The 18,981-nt window shown below is 67.9% G+C and carries 18 protein-coding genes and 4 pseudogenes; 9 read left to right on the top strand and 13 right to left on the bottom strand.

Annotation, left to right across the window (positions count from 1 at the left end; all coding sequences use genetic code 11):
- Window positions 1-491: 491 nt before the first annotated feature.
- Both ACFZDJ_RS39735 and ACFZDJ_RS39730 read right to left on the bottom strand, forming a co-directional pair.
- Entirely contained in the window at window positions 492-3,200 is a 2,709-nt protein-coding gene (locus ACFZDJ_RS39735; RefSeq protein ID WP_391066493.1) for a SpoIIE family protein phosphatase, read from the bottom strand.
- Between the two features lie 307 nt (window positions 3,201-3,507).
- Window positions 3,508-4,203 carry an alpha/beta fold hydrolase gene (locus ACFZDJ_RS39730; RefSeq protein WP_391066399.1) on the bottom strand — a complete coding sequence of 232 codons (696 nt, stop codon included), beginning with the start codon at window positions 4,201-4,203 and terminating at the stop codon, window positions 3,508-3,510.
- Between the two features lie 76 nt (window positions 4,204-4,279).
- Here ACFZDJ_RS39730 and ACFZDJ_RS39725 point away from each other — a divergent pair, with 76 nt between their 5' ends.
- A complete protein-coding gene (locus tag ACFZDJ_RS39725) occupies window positions 4,280-4,882 on the top strand; it encodes a TetR/AcrR family transcriptional regulator (protein ID WP_391066396.1) in 603 nt (200 codons plus the stop codon).
- A 94-nt stretch (window positions 4,883-4,976) separates the two neighbouring features.
- Here the strand turns inward: ACFZDJ_RS39725 and ACFZDJ_RS39720 are convergent, their stop codons facing one another.
- On the bottom strand, window positions 4,977-5,177 hold the full coding sequence (locus tag ACFZDJ_RS39720; RefSeq protein ID WP_391066393.1) for a hypothetical protein: 201 nt from the start codon (window positions 5,175-5,177) through the stop codon (window positions 4,977-4,979).
- Window positions 5,178-5,358: 181 nt separating this feature from the next.
- Window positions 5,359-6,227: pseudogene (locus ACFZDJ_RS39715) on the bottom strand (helix-turn-helix domain-containing protein).
- Window positions 6,228-6,393: 166 nt separating this feature from the next.
- Between ACFZDJ_RS39715 and ACFZDJ_RS39710 the strand changes: the two are divergent.
- A complete protein-coding gene (locus tag ACFZDJ_RS39710; RefSeq protein WP_057602221.1) occupies window positions 6,394-6,609 on the top strand; it encodes a 4-oxalocrotonate tautomerase family protein in 216 nt (71 codons plus the stop codon).
- Between the two features lie 941 nt (window positions 6,610-7,550).
- Window positions 7,551-7,688 (top strand): annotated as a pseudogene (locus ACFZDJ_RS39705) (alpha/beta hydrolase); the annotation flags it as partial.
- 26 nt (window positions 7,689-7,714) lie between these two features.
- On the opposite strand, the gene ACFZDJ_RS39700 reads toward ACFZDJ_RS39705, so the two are convergent.
- Window positions 7,715-7,870: a DUF4158 domain-containing protein gene (locus tag ACFZDJ_RS39700; protein WP_390931903.1), complete on the bottom strand. Its 156-nt coding sequence runs from the start codon at window positions 7,868-7,870 to the stop codon at window positions 7,715-7,717.
- 105 nt (window positions 7,871-7,975) lie between these two features.
- Window positions 7,976-8,455 carry a DUF6194 family protein gene (locus ACFZDJ_RS39695; protein ID WP_391066491.1) on the bottom strand — a complete coding sequence of 160 codons (480 nt, stop codon included), beginning with the start codon at window positions 8,453-8,455 and terminating at the stop codon, window positions 7,976-7,978.
- A 47-nt stretch (window positions 8,456-8,502) separates the two neighbouring features.
- Here ACFZDJ_RS39695 and ACFZDJ_RS39690 point away from each other — a divergent pair, with 47 nt between their 5' ends.
- Window positions 8,503-9,252, top strand: coding sequence for a MerR family transcriptional regulator (locus ACFZDJ_RS39690; RefSeq protein WP_390931721.1), 750 nt, complete (start codon window positions 8,503-8,505; stop codon window positions 9,250-9,252).
- Window positions 9,253-9,634: 382 nt separating this feature from the next.
- Here ACFZDJ_RS39690 and fmdA read toward each other — a convergent pair whose 3' ends face one another.
- From fmdA to ACFZDJ_RS39670, 4 genes are all read right to left on the bottom strand, one after another.
- Window positions 9,635-10,885 carry a formamidase gene (gene fmdA / locus ACFZDJ_RS39685; protein ID WP_384913192.1) on the bottom strand — a complete coding sequence of 417 codons (1,251 nt, stop codon included), beginning with the start codon at window positions 10,883-10,885 and terminating at the stop codon, window positions 9,635-9,637.
- 24 nt (window positions 10,886-10,909) lie between these two features.
- A complete protein-coding gene (locus ACFZDJ_RS39680) occupies window positions 10,910-11,548 on the bottom strand; it encodes an AmiS/UreI family transporter (protein WP_391066390.1) in 639 nt (212 codons plus the stop codon).
- A 191-nt stretch (window positions 11,549-11,739) separates the two neighbouring features.
- Window positions 11,740-12,018, bottom strand: a complete 279-nt coding sequence (locus tag ACFZDJ_RS39675; protein ID WP_181649487.1) for an FmdB family zinc ribbon protein — start codon at window positions 12,016-12,018, stop codon at window positions 11,740-11,742.
- 146 nt (window positions 12,019-12,164) lie between these two features.
- A complete protein-coding gene (locus ACFZDJ_RS39670) occupies window positions 12,165-12,533 on the bottom strand; it encodes a CrcB family protein (RefSeq protein WP_391066387.1) in 369 nt (122 codons plus the stop codon).
- A gap of 435 nt (window positions 12,534-12,968) precedes the next feature.
- Between ACFZDJ_RS39670 and ACFZDJ_RS39665 the strand changes: the two genes are divergently transcribed.
- Window positions 12,969-14,132 (top strand): NAD-dependent formate dehydrogenase, encoded by a 1,164-nt coding sequence (locus tag ACFZDJ_RS39665; RefSeq protein ID WP_391066384.1) that lies wholly within the window; start codon window positions 12,969-12,971, stop codon window positions 14,130-14,132.
- A gap of 367 nt (window positions 14,133-14,499) precedes the next feature.
- A complete protein-coding gene (locus ACFZDJ_RS39660) occupies window positions 14,500-14,922 on the top strand; it encodes a hypothetical protein (protein ID WP_168516984.1) in 423 nt (140 codons plus the stop codon).
- A 304-nt stretch (window positions 14,923-15,226) separates the two neighbouring features.
- Here the strand turns inward: ACFZDJ_RS39660 and ACFZDJ_RS39655 are convergent.
- Both ACFZDJ_RS39655 and ACFZDJ_RS39650 read right to left on the bottom strand, forming a co-directional pair.
- Window positions 15,227-15,304: pseudogene (locus ACFZDJ_RS39655) on the bottom strand (IS5/IS1182 family transposase); the annotation flags it as partial.
- Window positions 15,305-15,357: 53 nt separating this feature from the next.
- A pseudogene (locus ACFZDJ_RS39650) lies at window positions 15,358-15,456 on the bottom strand (pirin family protein); the annotation flags it as partial.
- Between the two features lie 479 nt (window positions 15,457-15,935).
- Here ACFZDJ_RS39650 and dhaK point away from each other — a divergent pair.
- The 3 genes from dhaK (at window position 15,936) to ACFZDJ_RS39635 (ending at window position 18,014) form a co-directional block, all read left to right on the top strand.
- Window positions 15,936-16,928: a dihydroxyacetone kinase subunit DhaK gene (gene dhaK / locus ACFZDJ_RS39645; RefSeq protein ID WP_384913203.1), complete on the top strand. Its 993-nt coding sequence runs from the start codon at window positions 15,936-15,938 to the stop codon at window positions 16,926-16,928.
- A gap of 68 nt (window positions 16,929-16,996) precedes the next feature.
- Entirely contained in the window at window positions 16,997-17,596 is a 600-nt protein-coding gene (gene dhaL / locus ACFZDJ_RS39640; protein WP_391066381.1) for a dihydroxyacetone kinase subunit DhaL, read from the top strand.
- Entirely contained in the window at window positions 17,589-18,014 is a 426-nt protein-coding gene (locus ACFZDJ_RS39635) for a PTS-dependent dihydroxyacetone kinase phosphotransferase subunit DhaM (RefSeq protein ID WP_384913207.1), read from the top strand. The genes dhaL and ACFZDJ_RS39635 overlap by 8 nt, the downstream gene beginning before the upstream one ends.
- Before the next feature lie 200 nt (window positions 18,015-18,214).
- Here ACFZDJ_RS39635 and ACFZDJ_RS39630 read toward each other — a convergent pair whose 3' ends face one another.
- Window positions 18,215-18,880: a TetR family transcriptional regulator gene (locus tag ACFZDJ_RS39630; RefSeq protein WP_391066378.1), complete on the bottom strand. Its 666-nt coding sequence runs from the start codon at window positions 18,878-18,880 to the stop codon at window positions 18,215-18,217.
- Window positions 18,881-18,981: the final 101 nt, after the last annotated feature.

The raw sequence follows: 18,981 nt of genomic DNA, 5'->3' as shown, positions 1-18,981 counted from the left end.
CCCCGGCAGTGTCCAGGGCAGAGAGATCGCCTCACGATAGGGCGTCGAGGCAGTCCGGCCGATCCAGGACGCCATCGCACAACGGGTGCGCGGCGTGCTCGCCGAACTCGACATCTGGGCACCCGTGTGACCGCAGCGCGGGCCACGGTCAGGCCACGAGGCTCATGCCGTCCGGTGAACCGACGCCAAAGTGACCACCGGCGTGCTGTTGCGCCGTCACGCCTCGGTTTGCCGTGCCGTGAGGCGGATGATGGCGACGTCGGTGGCGGGTGATCTGGCCAGGGAAGTCGCGGTAGAGGGGCTGGCGGTTGACCTGCAGGTGGCGGGCGAGAGCGGAGACCTTGACGATCCGGCTGTCCGACGGCAACGGCACCGGACTGCATTGAGCCGCGAGAACCTACAGCGTTGCTCGCGGCCCCGGTTGCACGGTCGGGGCGCGGAGACGGTCGGGGCGCAGAGGAGGTCGCGAGCAGCCGCGAGGCGGGGCCGGATCAGGCGGGCGGTGGGGCGTTGGGCGAGGCTTGTTCGGTGGGCTGGTTCATTGCGGAGAGCTGCTGTTCCGTCCAGATGACCTTTCCGTCGGATGTGTAGCGAATTCCCCAGCGGTCGGCGAACTGGGCTACCAGGAAGAGGCCCCGGCCGCCTTCGTCCATGGTGGCGGCTCGGCGCAGGTGCGGTGAGACGCTGCTGCCGTCGGAGACCTCGCAGATGAGGCTGCGGTCGCGGATCAAGCGCACACCGATGGGGCCGGTTGCGTGCCGGATGGCATTGGTGACCAGCTCGCTGAGGATCAACTCCAGAGTGAACGCTTCCTCTTCCATGTCCCAGTCGCCCAGGAGCCGGGTGGCGGCAGCACGCACGCCGGCAACGGCCGAGGGGTCGGACGGTACGTCCCAGGACGCGGTGCGATTGCCGTCGAGCAGCCGAGTGCTGGCGACAAGCAGGGCTACGTCGTCACGTGGCGCTACGGGGACCATGGCATCCATCGCTTCCCGGCACACCTGGTCCGGCGTTTGCCCGGCGTGTGCAACAGCACGACGCAGGAGCTCGATGCCTTGATCGATGTCACGCTGCCGGTCTTCGATCAGGCCGTCGGTGTAGAGGACGATGGCGCTGCCCTCGGGCAGAAGTAGCTCTGTCTTTTCGTAGGGCAGTCCTCCCAGCCCCAACGGCGGGCCGGCCGGTATGCCGGGCAGCTCCGCATGCCCGTCCGGGCGCACGATGATGGGTTCCAGGTGGCCCGCCCTGGCCATGGTGCAGAGACGGGAGATCGGGTCGTAGATCGCGTACAGGCACGTGGCGCCCGTGAGTGTCGGTGTTTCACCGTCGCCGTCCCGGTCCTGGTCGATGCGGGTGACAAGTTCGTCCAGGTACCAGAGCAGTTCGTCAGGTGGCAGGTCGAGCGTGGAGAAGTTGTGGACGGCGGTGCGCAGTTGCCCCATGGTGGCGGCGGCGTGCAGTCCGTGCCCCACAACGTCGCCCACCACGATGGCGACGCGGGCTCCGGGCAGGGGTATGACGTCGAACCAGTCGCCACCGACACCACCGAGTCCTGCCTCTGCCGGAAGATAGCGGTGGGCCACGTCGACCGCGCTCTGCTCGGGGAGCGCGTGCGGCAGAAGGCTGCGTTGCAGCGTGACCGCCATGGTGTGCTCGCGGGTGAAGCGACGGGCGTTCTCGATACTCACCGCCGCGCGGGCGACCAGTTCCTCTGCGAGCGCGAGATCTTCCTGAGTAAACGGTGTCGGCTCCTTCGAACGCCAGAACGTCGCCATGCCGAGAATCACTCCGCGGGCTCGCAGGGGAGCAGCGATCATGGAGTGGATGCCGTACGCCACCAGTCTGCGAGCTCGGTCGGGGTCCTGGGCCTGCCAGCCGGAGAAGGCTGCCAGGTCGGCCTCCAGCACGATCCGCCCGGAAGCGAAGCCGGATGCCTGTGGTGTTGTCGGGTCGAAAAGGATGAGCTCACCGAGAGGGTAGAGCGGCGCGTCCTTGCGTATGCCGTCCACTGCGACACGCCGTAGTTCCGCTGCACGCAATGGGTTCGGTTCGTCGCCGCGCAGCACGGCATCGACCAGGTCGACGGTGACGTAGTCGGCGAACCTGGGCACGGCGAACGCCGCCAGTTCCTGAGCCGTGTGGGTCACGTCGAGAGTGGTGCCGATGCGTATACCGGCGTCGTACAGCAGTTTGAGCCGTTCCTGGACTACTTCCACCCGGCCCATCAGTGCGCTGAGTTCGGTTGTGTCGCGCAGCGTGGCGACCCAGCCTCCCAGCCCGGGCTGCTGCGCCATGGGGCGTTGACTGACGGCCAGGATCCGGTCGCCCACCTCGATGACCTCGTCCGTGGTCGCCCTGCCCGACAGGAGAAGCTGCTCGGCCTTCGGTTCGAGCCCCAGGTCCGTGACGGGCCGGCCGTCCCCGTCGGCCCTCAGCCCGAGCAGGCGCCGTGCTTCGTCATTGGCCAGCAACAGACGACCCTGGGGATCGACGATCAGAACACCTTCCCGTACCGAGTGCAGAACAGCATCGTGGTGCTCGTACATACGGGTCATCTGCGTCGGGCCGAGGCCGTGTGTCTGACGGCGCAGGCGCCTGCTGATCAGCGCTGTTCCCCCGGTGGCCGCCGAGAGCACCACGCCGGTTGCCCCGAGGACGAGTGGCACCTGCCGCTCGGCTGCCAGGCTCACCTGCTTGACCGTGATGCCCGCGGAGACGAGACCTATGACCCTCCCGTCACCTGCAGTGACGGGAACGACTGTGCGGACCGAGGGGCCCAGCGTCCCGGCAGTCGTTTCGGTGACGATCCCGCCGTGCTGCGCTGCCGCGATGCTGCCGATGTAGTGCCGGCCGATCTGCGCGGGGTTCGGATGGGTGTAGCGGATGCCCATGGGACTCATCACGACGACGAAGTCCACGGCGGTGCGTCGGCGTGTTTCTTCGGCCTGCGGCTGAAGCACGGCGGTCGGATTCGGGCTGGACAACGCCTGTCGCACGGTGGGGGAGGCGGCGACTGCCGAGGCAACGGCCAGTGACCGGTTGCGGGCCTCTCGCTGGGCGTCGGCCCGGTACTGGAACATCAGGGTGGCGACCGCAGCTGCCGCAAGGGCCAGGATCAAAATGGCCTGCAGGAGGAAGACCTGGCCCGCGACGCTGGGCAGCCCACGCCAGGACCGCATACGCCCGATCAGCTGATGCATATGCCCATATAACATCGCGGATATGTCAATATCACCCCTAGGTGACATACGGCCTCACTACGGTTCGGAGCGTGCCCAGATGTGTACGCATAGTCGCCAACGCTACGCGGTAGACCTTGGAGGGCCGCGCGCCGGAGGGAGACGGCCCTTGGGGATCAACGGCCGGAAATCTGGCGCCAAGCCGGTGTTCGCAGGCCGACGTCCTGCCCGTTGTAGGCCGTGTAGCCCCTCGACGGAAGTTCTTCCTCGGCGCTCACGACGGCCTCCTGGTCCTCGGATCGCCGGTCAGGCTCGTCCGCGGCTGCTGTCACAGGCTCAGTAGCAGGTCCCGGACCGCGGCGGGCTGGGACAGGAACGGGTGGTGGCCGGCGTCGAGTTCGACGACGCTGCCGGCCCGGCGGGCGAACCTGCGCTGTAGGCGCGGCGGGGTGCCGCGGTCCTGAGTGCAGACGAGATACGTCGAGGGCACCTGCTGCCATGCGGCCGCCCCGACCGGCTGCCCGGTCACCCGCACGCTCTGCCGGGCGAGGTGGTCCGCCGCCTGCGCCTGCACCTCAGGGTCGCAGTCCTGCAGGAACGTGTCCACGAGCAGCTCGGGGCGGACCCCGAACGTGCCGGCGTCGGGGTCGACGTCGAGGAACGGGGCGGGGCTGCCGTCCCCGAACTCCGACAGGCTCTGCCCGACCTCGGGCAGGTAGCTGGAGACCAGCAACAGGTGGCGTACCGACCCGATTCCCGCAGCGGCTTCCGCGGTGATGATGCCGCCGTAGCTGTGGGCGACCACGACGGTCGGCTCGTCGCCGGCCTGCAGCACCTGCCGCACCGCGGCAACATCGTCGGACAGTCCCGGACCGCCGACGCCGCCGGGCAGGTCCGCCTCGCCGCAGCTCGGCAGCGCCGGGGCCACGCTCGACACCCCTCGCTCCTGCAGCAGCTCGGCGGTGCGGTGCCACCACCACGACCCGTCCCGCACGCACGCCCCATGCACGAACACGACCCTCATCGCTACCTCCACGTCTGCCCTGACTGCCTTTCGATCAACGGTAGACGTAGCCATCGTTACGTGAAAAAGTCGGGCCGTGGGCAGACGACCGCAACCGCACATCAAGGAGAGGCTGCTCGATGCCTGCGCTGATCACGCCCTCGCGCACGGCCTCCCCGACCGGCTCGAGCCGCTGGCCACCGCCACCGGCACCTCAGCCCGCATGCTGATTTATCACTTCGGCACCCGCGACGCCCTGCTGCGGGCCGTCCTCGGGCACGCGCGGCAGCGCCAACTCGACACATTCGGCGACCTCCTGCGGGTGCGATCCGACGAGCCCTACACGGCCACCCTGAACCGCGCCTGGACCTCCATCACCGGCCCGGACGGGCGGCCGTACCTGCGGATGTTCGGTCAGCTGCGCGAAAGTGCGGAGCAGCAGTTGTGGCCCAACTTCCGGCGCACCGCGACGACCGACTGGCTCGGGCCGCTCGAGGACGGCCTGCGCAGCATCGGTCGGCCGGATCTCGCGACGCTCGTTCTCGCTGTCATCCGTGGTCTCCTCATGGACCTCGACGCCACCGGCGACACCACCCGCACCGACCGGGCCTTCCTCGACTTCCTTGACTTCCTCGACACAGTCGAGCACCTGTCCAGCGGCTACCGCTCAACCGCTTACCGCTATGTCTGCGGGCCCTGACAGCGCTCCTGGGCGACGTGCGCGCAGCGGCCCCAGGCGAGGAAGCCTGGAGCCGCTGCTGTCGTACGGACAGGGCTAACAGCTTCGCGATACGTCACTCGCTTCCGGCGTGCCGCAGCGTGAACGCGTAGAAGCCGGTCGTGATCGCGGTCGGGCTCCCACCTGCGTTCGACGTCAGCATCAGGTGGGCCCACACCACTGCCGTGTCGACGTCCGCACGGTGGAAGACCACGTTGATCAGGTTGTGCCTTCGCTGCTCGGCCTGCGCCTCCGTTGTATCTCGTGTATCTCGCACCAAGTCGAGAATCACCGCGCCTCCGCGGAGCTATCCGCCCCCACACCGACTCCGTCAACTCCTCGTCCCACCTCAAGATCAGTTATCGGACGCGCCCGAGTGCTCTGCTCTGCGTCGTTGGCGATGGCCACGAGAGGCGGGAGCCTGCCACACGGGCGGTTCCGGGCCCGGCCGTCCGCTCTCAGCCCGTGTGGACGCCGCCTTCGGTGCGGGAGGCGCCCTCGGTCGCCGCCATGTTCTGTGTGCCGATGACGCCGAGCAGCTCAAGCTGAGCGGGGCCGTGAACCACAGGAGGCGCTGACGGCCGTCCTCGCTGAAGAGACTGTGGCAGTCCAACTCGATGACGCCCAGCGCGGGGTGCACGATGCGCTTGTGATCAGTGCGGCGCAGGCCGACGTCGTGGGTGTCCCACAGGGCGGCGAACTCCGCACTGCGCCGCCGCAGTGCGGCCGTCATCCCGGCGACCTCGGTGTCGCGGCCCCGGCGGGCGGCGACTGCCTGCAGGTCAGCGACGAAGACCCGTGAGTGGTGCGGATGGTCCTCGGGCGGGTAGACCGCGCGGGCGGCCGGATCGGTGAACCAGCGGTACGCGAAGCCGGTGGCGGGGCCGCGCGGCTCCGGAGCCCGGCCGACCAGTGCCGCGGCCGGCTCGTTCTGGACGAGCGTCTCGTGCAGGTCGGTGATGACCTGGGCCGGGGTAGTGGCCAGCCGGTCCAGCAGCCCGAGCAGGGCGGGCTGGACGTGCCGCGCGCTCGCGCCGCGCGCCGATGCGGGCAGCGGCCGGTCGGCGAGATGGAACAGGTGGTCGCGCTGGTCGCCGCCCAGCCGCAGCGCCCGGGCGAGGGCGGCGAGTGTCTGGGACGAGGGCTGGGCGCCGCGTCCGCGCTCCAACTCGGTGTAGTAATCGGCCGACAGGCCCGCCAGTTGCGCAACCTCCTCGCGCCGCAGGCCCGGCACCCGGCGCCGGGGCCCGGCGGGCAGGCCGACGTCGGCAGGCCGGATCCGATCACGCCGGGACCTGAGGAACGCCGCAAGCTCGGGAAGGTTCACCCACTCATGGTCGCCTCTCCGGCGGGGTCCGAGCCAGGGGTTGGTGACCCCTGGGTGGGCTCAGCCCTGGCCGGAGCAGGTGACTCGGACGGATGGTTGCCCCCTCGGGGTCGACCTCCTGCTCGTTGTGAGCAGCTCCGGTGCCCCCACACGAAGAGAGATCACCATGCCATTCGCGAACTTCAAGGTCCCCGCCGGCGCCCTCACCGCAGAGCAGAAGGAGCAGATCATCACGCGCACCACCGACCTGTACGCCGAGATCTTCGGCGACCGCGCCCGGGCCACCACCCTCGTACTCGTCGAGGAGGTCGCCGATGCCGGATGGGGCATCGGCGGCGGTGTCCTGACGCTTGCCAAGATCCGGCAGACGCCGCAGGAATGACGGCCTCGCCGGTCTCCCCCCCGGCCGAAGGGGCTGTCGATTGAGCTGAACCGGGACCGCGGCTGCCGTGCAGCCCCCGGTCCCGGGTGCTCCAACCTGCGTGCGCCGACCGGTTGACGATGACTTCCCGGTCGTACGGTCGGAGGTCAGACTCCGAAGCGAGGCAGCGGACACTACGCGAGCCGGGTCGAGCCCGACAGTGCCGTACGACTGCAGCCGTCGTCGACCGCGGCGTCCGCGAGGAACTCCACGACGACCTCGGAGTGTCTGCTGTGTCGACGGCGGACAGGTCGGCTCCTGCGGCACGGCGTTCGAGGCGCAGGAGCAGAAGCCGGTCGGTCAGGCAACGCCAGGCCTGCCGCGTGCTCGAACGGTGGAGCGGTAGGCCTCATGCGAGGCCCACTCGTCGAAGTCCACCGCCGCGCGCATGCTCCGGCCCTCGCTTCCCGCTCGGACAAGAAACGACTGGATCGGCCGGACGTCCAACGGACTGGGCTCGTGACATGCGAGAGCTGCTCACCGTTCAGGCGACCTGCCCACACGCTCCGGTCGTGGACAACTTCGCTTCTGTGTTCAGCGATTGGTTGGAGCGGGCGCTGGGCCTGCTGCCTCTCGGGCCAGTCCCCCACCCCGTTCACGCCGTGGACCGCAGCGACCCCGGACCCGGCACCACGGCCCACCGTTCTGGCCTCCCGTCCTGCTCGTTCCGCGCGGGTCTGCCGCTCAACTGCCTTCGCGATGCCCGGATCCACCCGGCTGTCCGGACGGGCGTCCTGGTGCGCGGCGAGCGTTCGGCGGTAGCCCTCACAGGTCTCAGCATCGGCCCTGTTCTCGTATAACTCCGAGGAAGTCGGCCTCGGGTACGACCCCGGGCGGGAGTCGGGGAACGTTGGGAGCCATCCGCTTACGGGATGAGTTCCGCGTGCGGTGACCACAGGGGGATGGTCAAGCAGATCGACGGCCTGGTGGTGCTGGTCGGCCATTCATACGGTGGCGCGGTCGTCACCGAGGCGGGTGATCTGCCCAACGTCACCGGTCTGGTCTACATTGCCGCGTTCGCTCCGGACGCCGGTGACTTCAGACTCGACGGGTCCGCGATCTCCAACTACTCGGCCAGGTACGCGACGATCTCCGTCGGCACCTGCCGCGGGTCCGGAATGAACCGGCCCGGATACCGCAGGCTCGTCAGGTGGACCACCAACCCCAGCCGGTTGTGCGCACGCCCCTTGGCCTGCACCGCTTCCCGGTCCGCGTCGTCCAGGAAGAAGTACCGCTCCGACTTCGTGTGGGACAGCGCCGTGTGAACGCCCCGTACCGGGCTGCCTGCGCAACGTTCGGCCTCAAGTCCGCTTGATCTGGAACCGTGTCAGTCATTCTCCAGAGACCTTCCCAGTTCGTGTCGCCGCGCGAACCTGGCACGAGCGGCGTCGTGGGCGCTGCGTAGAAGCTGCACGACTGTGTCCGTTGTCCTCTCACCAGGATTGACGACAGAGATCCAGCCGAGTGCCCCGTATACCGGGTGCGGCATCACGCTGTCGGCGGCTGCGTAGTCGCGAGGTCGGGTGAGGCTGCGTGGCTCCTCCCCGGTGAGCTCCCGGAACGTCGAGAGGTCGGCGTGGATGTTCACGCGCCAGCGGCCCGGAGGGTCAAGGTCGGAAGCGGCGTCGTCGGGGTAGTTCTTGATGACGATCGTTCCGTAAGGCTGGACGTTCTGAGGCATCCGACCGTCGGGGGCGTAGTAGAAGAACGCATCCCCCCATGCGAGCTCGGGGAAGTCGCCGCCCGGCTCCGGGATAACCACGAGCGCGCCGGCGAAGCCTCGCACGGTCGCGATGATCTGTTCCATACTCATGGTTCAAGCATCACCTTCAAGTGCTTATGTGGGGTTGGCTGATGGGCGAGCTGGTGAGTGGTTCGCAACGGGTGCCGCTCCGAACGGCCGATGTGGCCATGGAGTCGGGGTACTCGGTGCAACAGGTTCGCGACCTGGAGCGGCTGGGAGTCATTCCCCCAGCCGCTCGATCGAGCAACGGTTACCGTTCCTACACACCGCTGCATGTGCACGCCCTTCGCGCCTATCGAGGACTCGCAGGTGCTGTTGGGCCTGTCACAGCCCGGCAGTTGCTCGCGGAGCTGCGAGCAGAGACGATCGCGGAGGCAGCCTCCGCGATCAACACGGTCCATGTTCGGCTCGCGCGGGAACGAGAGGAGGCCCTGCGCGCTCAACAAGCGTTGCGTGCGATCCAGGCCGAAGCGAACACACCCGAGTTCGAGCAGGAGAGCGACGCGATGACGATCACAGAGCTCGCCGGAGCGCTCAGTGTGCGTCCCTCCACGCTGCGGTTCTGGGAGCAGGAAGGGCTTGTCACCCCTGAGCGAGTGACGTCACTGCAAGCACGCCGCTACGGTCTTTCTGCCGTCAGAGCGGCCCGAATCGTTGCGGCCCTGCGCAGCACCGGTTACGGCATTCCCGCAGTGCGCGAGATCATGGGCTCCCTGTACCAACTCGACGGCCTGGGAGAGACCCAACGCATCCTGCAACAGCGTCTTGACCAGATCGCCACACGGTCTGTGGCGCTGCTCCGAGCCGGCGCAGACCTGGCAGCCGTCGTCACGGCCGCCCAGGAACCGACGACCACCTAGGCTGTATCAGGCGACGTTTGCCCCGGCGACCACGGTTCGTAGGTGCTGGTCGTCAACGTGGCGGCTGGGTGGAGGGTGCGCAGGTACCAGCGGAACTCCAGGAACTTCGACCGGTTCTTGACCTTCTTGATGTGGCCGTAGAGCTTGTCCTGGGCCAGGTCATGGGCAGCAAACAGGTGCCGGACCCCGGGAGAACCCCCATCAGGTGAAGCGCAGCACCGGGCCCCGACACGGGTGCTCCAAGGGGCGTCACCGAAGGTTTCGGTGACGCCCCTGATGTGTCGATCGGCAGACCTGCTTTCGCGTATCCCGCGCCTTGATCCACTGGTTGAGGGTGGGGTCGCCGCTCTTGTGTGAGGGCGAGCATCCCTCGTCGTCCGGTTCAGGCTGTGGACAGCGCGCACTTGCCGCGGTCGGCCTTCATCGGACCGGCGGCGGTGGGCCGGACGTCGAAGTCGAACATGGCGGTGGGTACGTACAGCGAGCAGCAGGCGTTGGGGATGTCGACGATGCCGCTGATGCGTCCCTCTATGGGGGAGGAGCCGAGCAGCAGGTAGGCCTGCTCTCCGCTGTAGCCGAACTTCTTGAAGTACTCGACGGCGTTGAGGCAGGCCCGGCGGTAGGCCAGTGTCGCGTCCAGGTAGTAGTTCGTGTCCGTGTCGTGGTCGACGGAGATCCCGATGAAGGTGAGGAACTCTGTGTACCTAGGCTCGACGTTGCCTGGAATGAACACGGGGTTGGTGGAGATGCCATACGTCTCCATGCCGCCCTTGATCAGGTCGACGTGGAAGTCGATGAAGCCGCCCATCTCGATGGCGCCGCAGAAGGTGATCTCTCCGTCGCCCTGGCTGAAGTGCAGGTCGCCTCCGGAGAGCTTCGCGTCCTTGACGTGTACGGGGTAGAAGACTCTCGATCCCCGGGTGAAGTTCTTGATGTCGTGGTTGCCTCCGTTCTCGCGGGCCGGCACCGTGCGTGCGCCTTCTTCGCCGATGCGCCGTGCGAGGTCTCCGGTGGCCGTGCCGGCGAGTGCGTTGGTGACGTCCGGCGGTACGGCGAGCGGGGGGACCCGGTTCGGGTCGGTGTCGATCAGCGCCTGCTCGCGGGAGTTCCAGCGGGCGAGCATCTCGGTGGAAGGGGCGGTTCCGAACAGCCCGGGGTGGGTGATTCCGGTGAAGCGGATCCCGGGAAGGTGGCGGGAGACGGCCTGCTGTCCGTGGAAGTCCCATACCGCCTTGTAGGCGTCCGGGAAGTAGTCGGTCAGGAAGCCTCCGCCGTTGGCCTTGGCGAAGATGCCGGTGTAGCCCCAGCCCTGTCCTGCCGCGTCCCCGGTCTGCTGCGGCACGGGGCCGAGGTCGAGGATGTCGACGACGAGCAGGTCGCCGGGTTCGGCGCCCTCCACGCCTATCGGACCGCTGAGCATGTGAGGGATGGTCAGGTCGATGTCGCGTACGTCGTTGGCGGTGTCGTTGTTGCCGACCTGGCAGTCGGTCCAGTCGCGGCACTCTATGCGGAACTCCGCTCCTGGCTTCACCATGGCGACGGTGGGGATGTCCGGGTGCCACCTGTTGTGGCCGGGCACGGCCTGGTCGCGCATCGACTTGCTGTGGTCCACGCTGAAGAGAATTTCAGGCATGAGAACTCCTCGTTTTTGATCCGGTCACGTCGGTGCGCCCACACCTCCGGCCCGCGGGGCGGCTGAGGTCGGGCGGGGCGTTCTATGGGTGCGCGGCCACAGCCCCGCGAACACCACGACGCCGAAGACCCCGAGTGCGATGGCGGTCTCGGTGGGGTGCTTCCAGTAGCCGGAGAGCAGCAGCCCCGCGGGAATCACGCCGGTGACCCAACCTTCGATCGCCGTGACCCAACCGGTATAGATCTTGAGGTTGTCCTTCTTGAGACCGAGCAGCAGGAAGAACAGGAACCACAGGTAGGCCCAGTAGAGCCAGATGACCCCGAAGGGGTAGTCCTTGAAGAGCCGGAAATTGACGAACGAGTATCCCAGGGCGGCAACTGCCACAAACAGCGAGTAGTAGCCGACACCGGTGCTGTCGAGACCGGCGAGCAGGCCGATACCTACGTAGAGGTAGGTGAAGCCGAAGAGGTAGATGCCGGATGCCGCCAGGATCTTCATGGGGTCGCCGTTGGCGGTGAAGACGAGGTAGGTCGGCGTCAGTACTTGCAGTGCGCCTACGAAAAGGTTGAACACCGCTCCTGACTTGGCATCGACCTTCCCGAGCAGCAGCAATCCGTTCATGAAGAGCACCGCACCGACAAAGAGCAGTCCCACGTTTCCCACGGGGACACACCTCCTAAGTCCGCGTGGGGGAGGAATCATGTGACGCCCGGGCCGCCGATCACCTGCCGAGGATACGATTCGGCTCCCGGCGCGCGTTCCGTGATTCCGAATTCCGCGCACCGCTACGGGAACGACGTCGTGTTCCGATGTCGAAACCCGCATGAGACGTTCTGCCTTGTCGACCACCGCCCTCAGAGACGCGGCAGCCGCGAGAGTGCGGGGTGCGGGTGCCGTGGCACCCTTCTGCGTGGCGGCACTTGGGAGACCACTGCCGGGGCCTCACGCGCCTGCTCCTCCGAGAGATGGAGGGCGGCGACCGCATTCGAGGTCAGCGAGAGACCGGGCGAGGAATACACACGTCTCGCAGTGCCTGCGCAAACAGGGCAACCGTAAGCCTTGGGCGCCGTCCCGATTTCCAACTTCACATCGAAGGGCCCACAGCGGCTGCATTGATATTCATAGGTTGCCATCAGCAGCCTCCGGATGTCGGTGGACGCTGGCCAACCCGAGCGGGTGCGGCGTACCCGGATAGGCGCGCCACATCATGTTTCTTACCTTCAAGGAGACGTCTCGTAAATCCACGTGTCAAGTCCCCGACGGCTGTACCTGTCCATTCTCAGAACGACCCGATGGAGAGCCCCGCCGCTGCCGCCGACGGACCCACCACGAGGCTTGAAGTGCCGTACAGCAGGGACCTTCTGACCTGTCCCTTCTCGCGCAGGTGGACCAACTCGTAACTGAATGTGGAGAACGTTGTATATGCGCCGCAGAATCCGACACCGTCAATGTGCACAGCCTGCTCCGGCAACCCGTGCCGTGCGCCGAGGCCCATCACAATGCCCAGCACGTACGAACCGGTGATACTGATCAGCCACGTGCCGCGCGGGAACAGGCCCGGGTGTCTGTACTGCACGTACTGGTCGAGTACGTAGTGTGCGACTGCCCCGACCGCGGCCGCAGCACCGACGGCGAGCAGGATGATCACCGGACCCACCAGCCGTACTGGCGGGCGCGGCCATGCCGCGCGGTGAGCCGCACTCGCCGGGCCAGGGCTGACGCCCTTGCGCAGACGGGAGCGGAACGGCTCGCGTGACGGCGCGGGATCGCCTCCTGGCTCGGGCTCGGCTCGGGCTCGCTACCGGAGACGTATGTAGGCTCTCGAGATTCCCTCTCGGGCCCGGATTCGTTCGCCGGATCAGAACCCTCCGCACCGAATACGGATCGGTACGCTCTGTCGCCTCAACTCCCGGCGCCCCAACTCCCGGTGCAGACCCCATCGAATATCCGCATCCTTATCCACTGGCGCACCCCCATGATATCTGCGGGGATTGCAGCGTCGGCGCATGCTCAACTAAAATTCAAGATCATCGGTATCCGGCCGGTTCAGCCGGTGCGGAGGCCCCACCGATGGAGGACGGCCATGGCAAAGATCCTTGCGGTGCTCTATCCCGACCCCGTGGGCGGATATCCTCCCGACTACGCCCGCGACGAGATTCCGGCCATCACCGGATATCCGGGCGGTCAGACAACGCCGACTCCACACTCCATAGATTTCACCCCGGGGCAGCTTCTCGGCTGCGTCTCGGGAGAACTGGGACTACGCCGGTTCCTGGAGGACCGAGGCGACACCTACGTCGTCACCAGCGACAAGGAAGCACCCCACTCCACCCTGGACCGCGAGCTGCCCGACGCCGACGTGGTGATCTCCCAGCCCTTCTGGCCCGCCTATCTGACCCCCGAGCGGATCGCCTCCGCTCCCCGGCTCAAACTCGCGATCACGGCGGGGATCGGGTCGGACCACGTCGACCTGCCCAGCGCCATCGCCCACGGCATGACGGTGGCGGAGGTGACCTACAGCAACAGCATCAGCGTGTCCGAGCACGCCGTCATGCAGATCCTCACCCTGGTGCACAACTACCTGCCGGCCCACGACTGGGTGACCGCCAAGAAGGGCTGGAACATCGCCGACAGCGTCTCGCGCGCCTACGACCTCGAAGGCATGAACGTCGGCGTCCTGGGCTCCGGCCGTATCGGCCAGGCTGTACTGCGCCGCCTCCAGCCGTTCGACGTCACCCTGCACTACAGCGACGTGCACCGGCTGCCCAAGGAGGTCGAGGAGGAACTGGAGCTGACCTGGCATCCCGACGCCCGCTCGCTGGCCTCCTCGGTCGACGTGCTGTCGATCCACACCCCGCTGCATCCGCAGACGTACCACCTCTTCGACGACGACCTGATCGCAGTCATGAAGCGCGGTTCGTACATCGTCAACACCGCACGCGCGCTCATCGTCGACCAGGACGCCGTGGTCCGGGCCCTCAACAGCGGCCGACTGGCCGGATACGCCGGTGACGTCTGGTATCCGCAGCCGCCACCGCCCGACCATCCCTGGCGCACCATGCCCCATGAGGCGATGACCCCGCACGTGTCCGGTTCGACCCTCTCGGCGCAGGCCCGCTACGCCGCGGGCACCCGGGAGATCCTGGAATGCTGGTTCGACGGACGCCCCATCCGCCCGGAGTACCTGATCGTCGACGGCGGCGGACTCGCCGGAACGGGAGCACGCTCCTACACGGTCGCCGGATAACGCACATTGAGCCGGAACGGCCCTGTTGCCCCAAGCATGGCAACGCCTCTGGTCGGCGCATCGCTGACAGGCATCCGGACAATTCCGGCTCGATAACACGCGGCGAACAAGAAATCAGCAGAAGATCCATTGGGAGATGCAGCCGAAGATCCACCACATGAGTGGGCAATGGACCTTCGGCTATGTCGTGCCTGTTGCGAGCCCATGTCGCCTGTGAGCCGACTCACCCCGAATTTGCTGGCGGGGTGCGGCCGAGACCCTTAGTTTGCTAAACAGACAGATTTTTCTATGCGGACGCACCGGCGCCGCGCATACTGTTTCGCAAGATAATCAAGGCGAACGCCGGGAAGGTGGATCAGTGAGCAGCATGGACGCCGTATGGGTCCGGGGCGTGAACGGCATTCAGTTGCATCACGTGACCGATCTTCAGGATGCCGGCCGGTTTTTGGGCAACGCAGCGATGGCACTGCGGGCCGCACACGTAAGGACCGGCGCCGACCGGTACTCCAGCATCGCCGCCGAGCTGAAGAGCCTGGTGGAGCGAGTGCGGGAAATGGAGGACGAGGCGCGGTCGGGCATGCACGACCTGCACTCCACCGACCCCGAGCGGTTCGCTCGCTGCCGGGACGGTCACGAGCCGTGGCCTGGTGAGATCCCGGCGGGATTCATCCCACGCCACACCTGCAAGGACGAGTGCCTTTACCACGATCGTGAGGTCCTCGACGCCATCATGCAGTGCACCTGCGGCCGGCCGCCGTGCCGGGCATGCGAGATCGGCGGGAAGCTCTGAGAATCCCGAGCCTGAGCGGGTGCGGAGGGAGCAGCCCCCAGCCCCCGGAGGCTCCGGAGGCTCCGTAGGCCCCGTCCGCACTCGCTGATGTTGAACGGCTGCGTCCGTTCTGCGGTTGAAAAGGGGACACGAGCATGGGTTCGGTGCCGAACCTGCCAGTTCCCACGAAGGGGACACACGCTCGTGTCCCGTCGAGGATCCCCGACTGAAGGGATCCGTGCCGAGATCGACACCCTGTTCAGTGGCGACCGGTGCCGTCGGCCAACCAAAGCCGGTGCCAGTCTTAGGGCCCTCCGGATGAAGCGTGCCGGTTGCCCGGCAGGGGCCGGCCGACTACAACGCCCCGCCGGGTATCGGCATCAATGACGACCTGATGGTCCGTGTCTGATCAGACCTGGTCACAGACGCCTTCACCTGCACATTGCAGTGCGGTGAGGCGCCCCCGTAGCCGCGGACCTCGCCGAAGCGAGTCCCCTCCATCCAGTCCTTCCGGCCCTGTTCGATGCCCTGCCGGGAGCGCCCGATGAAGTTCCACCGCGCGACGATCCCCTCCACCGGATGCACCCCCGAGGGCTGCGGCCACCCTGCCCTCCGACCCCCTTCACGACATCTGGCAGCCAGCCAGAATTTCGGGGATGCTCGGTTCAGCGGGCCGCAGCAGACTTCTCCACCACCAGGCCCGCATGGAATGGGGAACACGCCGAGCCTGGGATCGAGACACTAAGTGCTTACTACAGTCGCGCCGGAGCCCTCCGCGCCTCCGATGAACACTCCGTCGGACAGTGTCTCCACAGTCCGCCCCGAGGGCGGGCTTCGCCCGGCAGCCGGACAGCCGCAGACGTTTCCGCTCGCATCAGCACAGATGACCACCGCATCCCCGGCGCCGACACTTCCCGGAGCAGGCTTCTCGGGTCGATCCGCATGACCGCCAAGATCATTTGCTAGCTCAACGTGGTCTGACCTGCGAAAATAGGGGTCAGAGGCTCATCCGTTAGTCTCACCAGGAGGTACCCGTGAAGATGCTCATCAACGTGGCGGAGACGGTGGTCGCGGACGCGCTGCGGGGTATGGCGGCCGCGCACCCCGAGCTGACGGTGGATGTGGACAACCGGGTGATCGTACGGCGGGACGCTCCGGTGCCCGGCAGGGTGGGACTCGTCTCCGGTGGAGGGTCGGGGCACGAACCGCTGCACGGCGGTTTCGTGGGCCCCGGGATGCTGTCGGCGGCCTGTCCGGGCGAGGTCTTCACTTCACCGGTGCCGGACCAGATGCTGCGCGCGGCGGCGGCCGTGAACAGCGGCGCGGGCGTGCTGTTCATCGTGAAGAACTACACGGGGGACGTGCTCAACTTCGACATGGCGGCCGAGCTCGCCGAGGACGAGGGCATCCAGGTGGCGAAGGTCCTCGTCAATGACGACGTCGCCGTCACCGACAGTCTGTACACCGCCGGGCGGCGCGGCACCGGCGCGACCCTGTTCGTGGAGAAGATCGCGGGCGCCGCGGCCGAGGAGGCCGCCCCGCTGGAGCGGGTTCAGGCACTGGCCCGGCAGGTCAACGAGAACTCCCGCAGCTTCGGTGTCGCACTGAGCGCCTGCACCACGCCGGCCAAGGGCAGCCCCACCTTCGACCTCCCGCCCGGGGAGCTGGAGCTCGGCGTCGGCATCCACGGCGAGCCGGGCCGCGAGCGGCGCGCGATGATGACCTCGCACGAGATCGCGGACTTCTCGGTGAACGCGATCCTGGAGGATCTGAACCCGCGCAATCCCGTCCTTCTGCTGGTCAACGGCATGGGCGCGACGCCGCTCCTGGAGCTGTACGGGTTCCACGCGGAGGTGCAGCGGGTGCTCACCGAACGCGGGGTACCCGTGGCACGCACGCTGGTCGGGAACTACGTCACCTCGCTGGACATGGCGGGCGCCTCGGTGACGCTGTGCCAGGTGGACGAGGAACTGCTGCGGCTGTGGGACGCACCGGTGAAGACGCCCGCGTTGCGCTGGGGCGTGTGAACCCCGGCGGCATCGGCATGATGTCGCCGTTCCGCCCGGTCAACGTTCGTACCACGCAAGGAGATTCTGTGCTCGACGCCGAGTTCTTCCGCCGTTGGATGACGGCGATCGCCACGTCCGTGGACCGCGAGGCGGAGCGGCTCACCGCTCTGGACTCGCCGATCGGCGACGCCGACCACGGCAGCAATCTGCAGCGCGGGTTCACCGCCGTGGTGGTCTCGCTGGAGAAGGAGGCGCCGGACACCCCCGGTGCCGTTCTCACCCTCGCCGGACGCCGGCTGATCTCCACGGTCGGCGGCGCGTCGGGGCCCTTGTACGGCACCTTGCTCCGCCGTACGGGCAAGGCTCTGGGGGACGCCACGGAGGTCACCGAGGAACAGTTCACGGACGCGTTGCGCGAGGGCGTGGACGCGGTGATGGCGCTGGGCGGAGCCGCGCCCGGCGACAAAACCATGATCGACGCGCTGGTGCCCGCGGTGGACGCGCTCGCCGAGTCCTTCGCCGCGGCGAAGACGGCCGCCGAGGAGGGCGCCGTCGCGACGACACCGCTCCAGGCCCGCAAGGGCCGGGCCAGCTATCTGGGCGAGCGCAGCATCGGACACCAGGATCCGGGTGCCACGTCTTCGTCCCTGCTGATCGGCGCGCTGCTGGAGGCCTCCGATGAATGAATCCCCGGGCAGCACGGGCAACCTCGTCGGCATCGTGCTGGTCTCCCACAGCGCCGCCGTCGCCGTCTCGGTGGCCGAGCTGGCGACGCGACTGGCGGGCGGGGACACGACCGCTCCCGTCGCCGCGGCCGGCGGCACGGTGGACGGCGGTCTCGGCACCAGCGCCGAGCTGATCTCCGCGGCGGCTGCCTCGGTGGACCGCGGCGCCGGGGTCGCCGTGCTCACCGACCTGGGCAGTGCGGTCCTCACCGTGAAGGCCCTGCTGGCGGAGGGGGACGAGCTCCCCGACAACAGCCGCCTGGTGGACGCGCCCTTCGTCGAGGGCGCGGTGGCCGCGGTCGTCACGGCCTCGACGGGAGCCGACCTCGCGGCGGTCGAGGCGGCGGCCACGGAGGCGTACACCTACCGGAAGGCGTGAGTGAGCAGGCGCCAGAAGGTGTGAGTGCAGGGGCCGGAAGGTGCGGGTGCGAGGGCCGGATGGTCTCAGCGCGGGGGCCGGAAGGTGCGGGTGCAGGGGCCGGAAGGTCTCAGAGCAGGGGCCGGAAGGTGCGGGTGCAGGCGTACGAAGGCCTCGTCGGCCGGGCGCCGACCGCGGTCGAGCGGCGCCCGGCCCAGCCCTCAGGCGAGCCCTTCCGCAACGATGGCTAGGGCCGCGCGCACGGTCGACACCAGTTCGGCCTCCGCCACCGCGGGGTCGGGCTGCTCCTCGTCCGTGCGCCACGCGTAGTGCTCGACCGCCGTGCGCAGAGCGCTGTTGAGCATGGCGGCCTGGATCTCCGAGCGCAGGTCGACGGCGGGCAGGCCGGCCCGGTCGGCAAGGGCACGGGCGAAGGCAGGCTCGGCATCGTCGTGCGCCTGGAGCCAGACGGCACGCAGGCCCGGCTCGGTCCGGGTCAGTCTCATCAGCGCCCGGATCTTGGGAAGGTGCGGTCGGGGCATCGCGGGGTCGCCGGTCGTGGCCGCCCGCTCCAGGGCGTCCTCGAGCGGCCGACCGGAGCGCCATTCCCGCAGCGAGGCGGCTATCGCGTCGATCCCGGCGGCGAACAGCGGGCTCACGCAGCTTTCCTTGCTCGGAAAGTAACGCCACACGGTCCGCGCGGTGACCCCGACGGCCTGCCCGATCTGCTCCCCTGTGGTCGCGGCCACCCCTTGGGCGACGAACAGTTCCACCGCGGCGCGGGCGATCTCCAGCCGGATCTCGGCCTTGCGCTGCTCGGTCAACGGCGGCCGGCCCGTACGGCCGCCGCCCCGGCCAGGTGGTTCGGTGATCGCGCCGTCCGGCACTGACGACTCCTCGACTCGACTACGGGCGGCTGCCGCCCGGGGCTGCCGCGATTCTAACGATCTCGAAAACAGCCCCAGACTTTATGTCATTGAGAGACATT

The organism is Streptomyces sp. NPDC007896 (assembly GCF_042959425.1).
Classification (GTDB): Bacteria; Actinomycetota; Actinomycetes; order Streptomycetales; family Streptomycetaceae; genus Streptomyces.
This window is presented reverse-complemented; position numbering and strand designations above follow the sequence as displayed.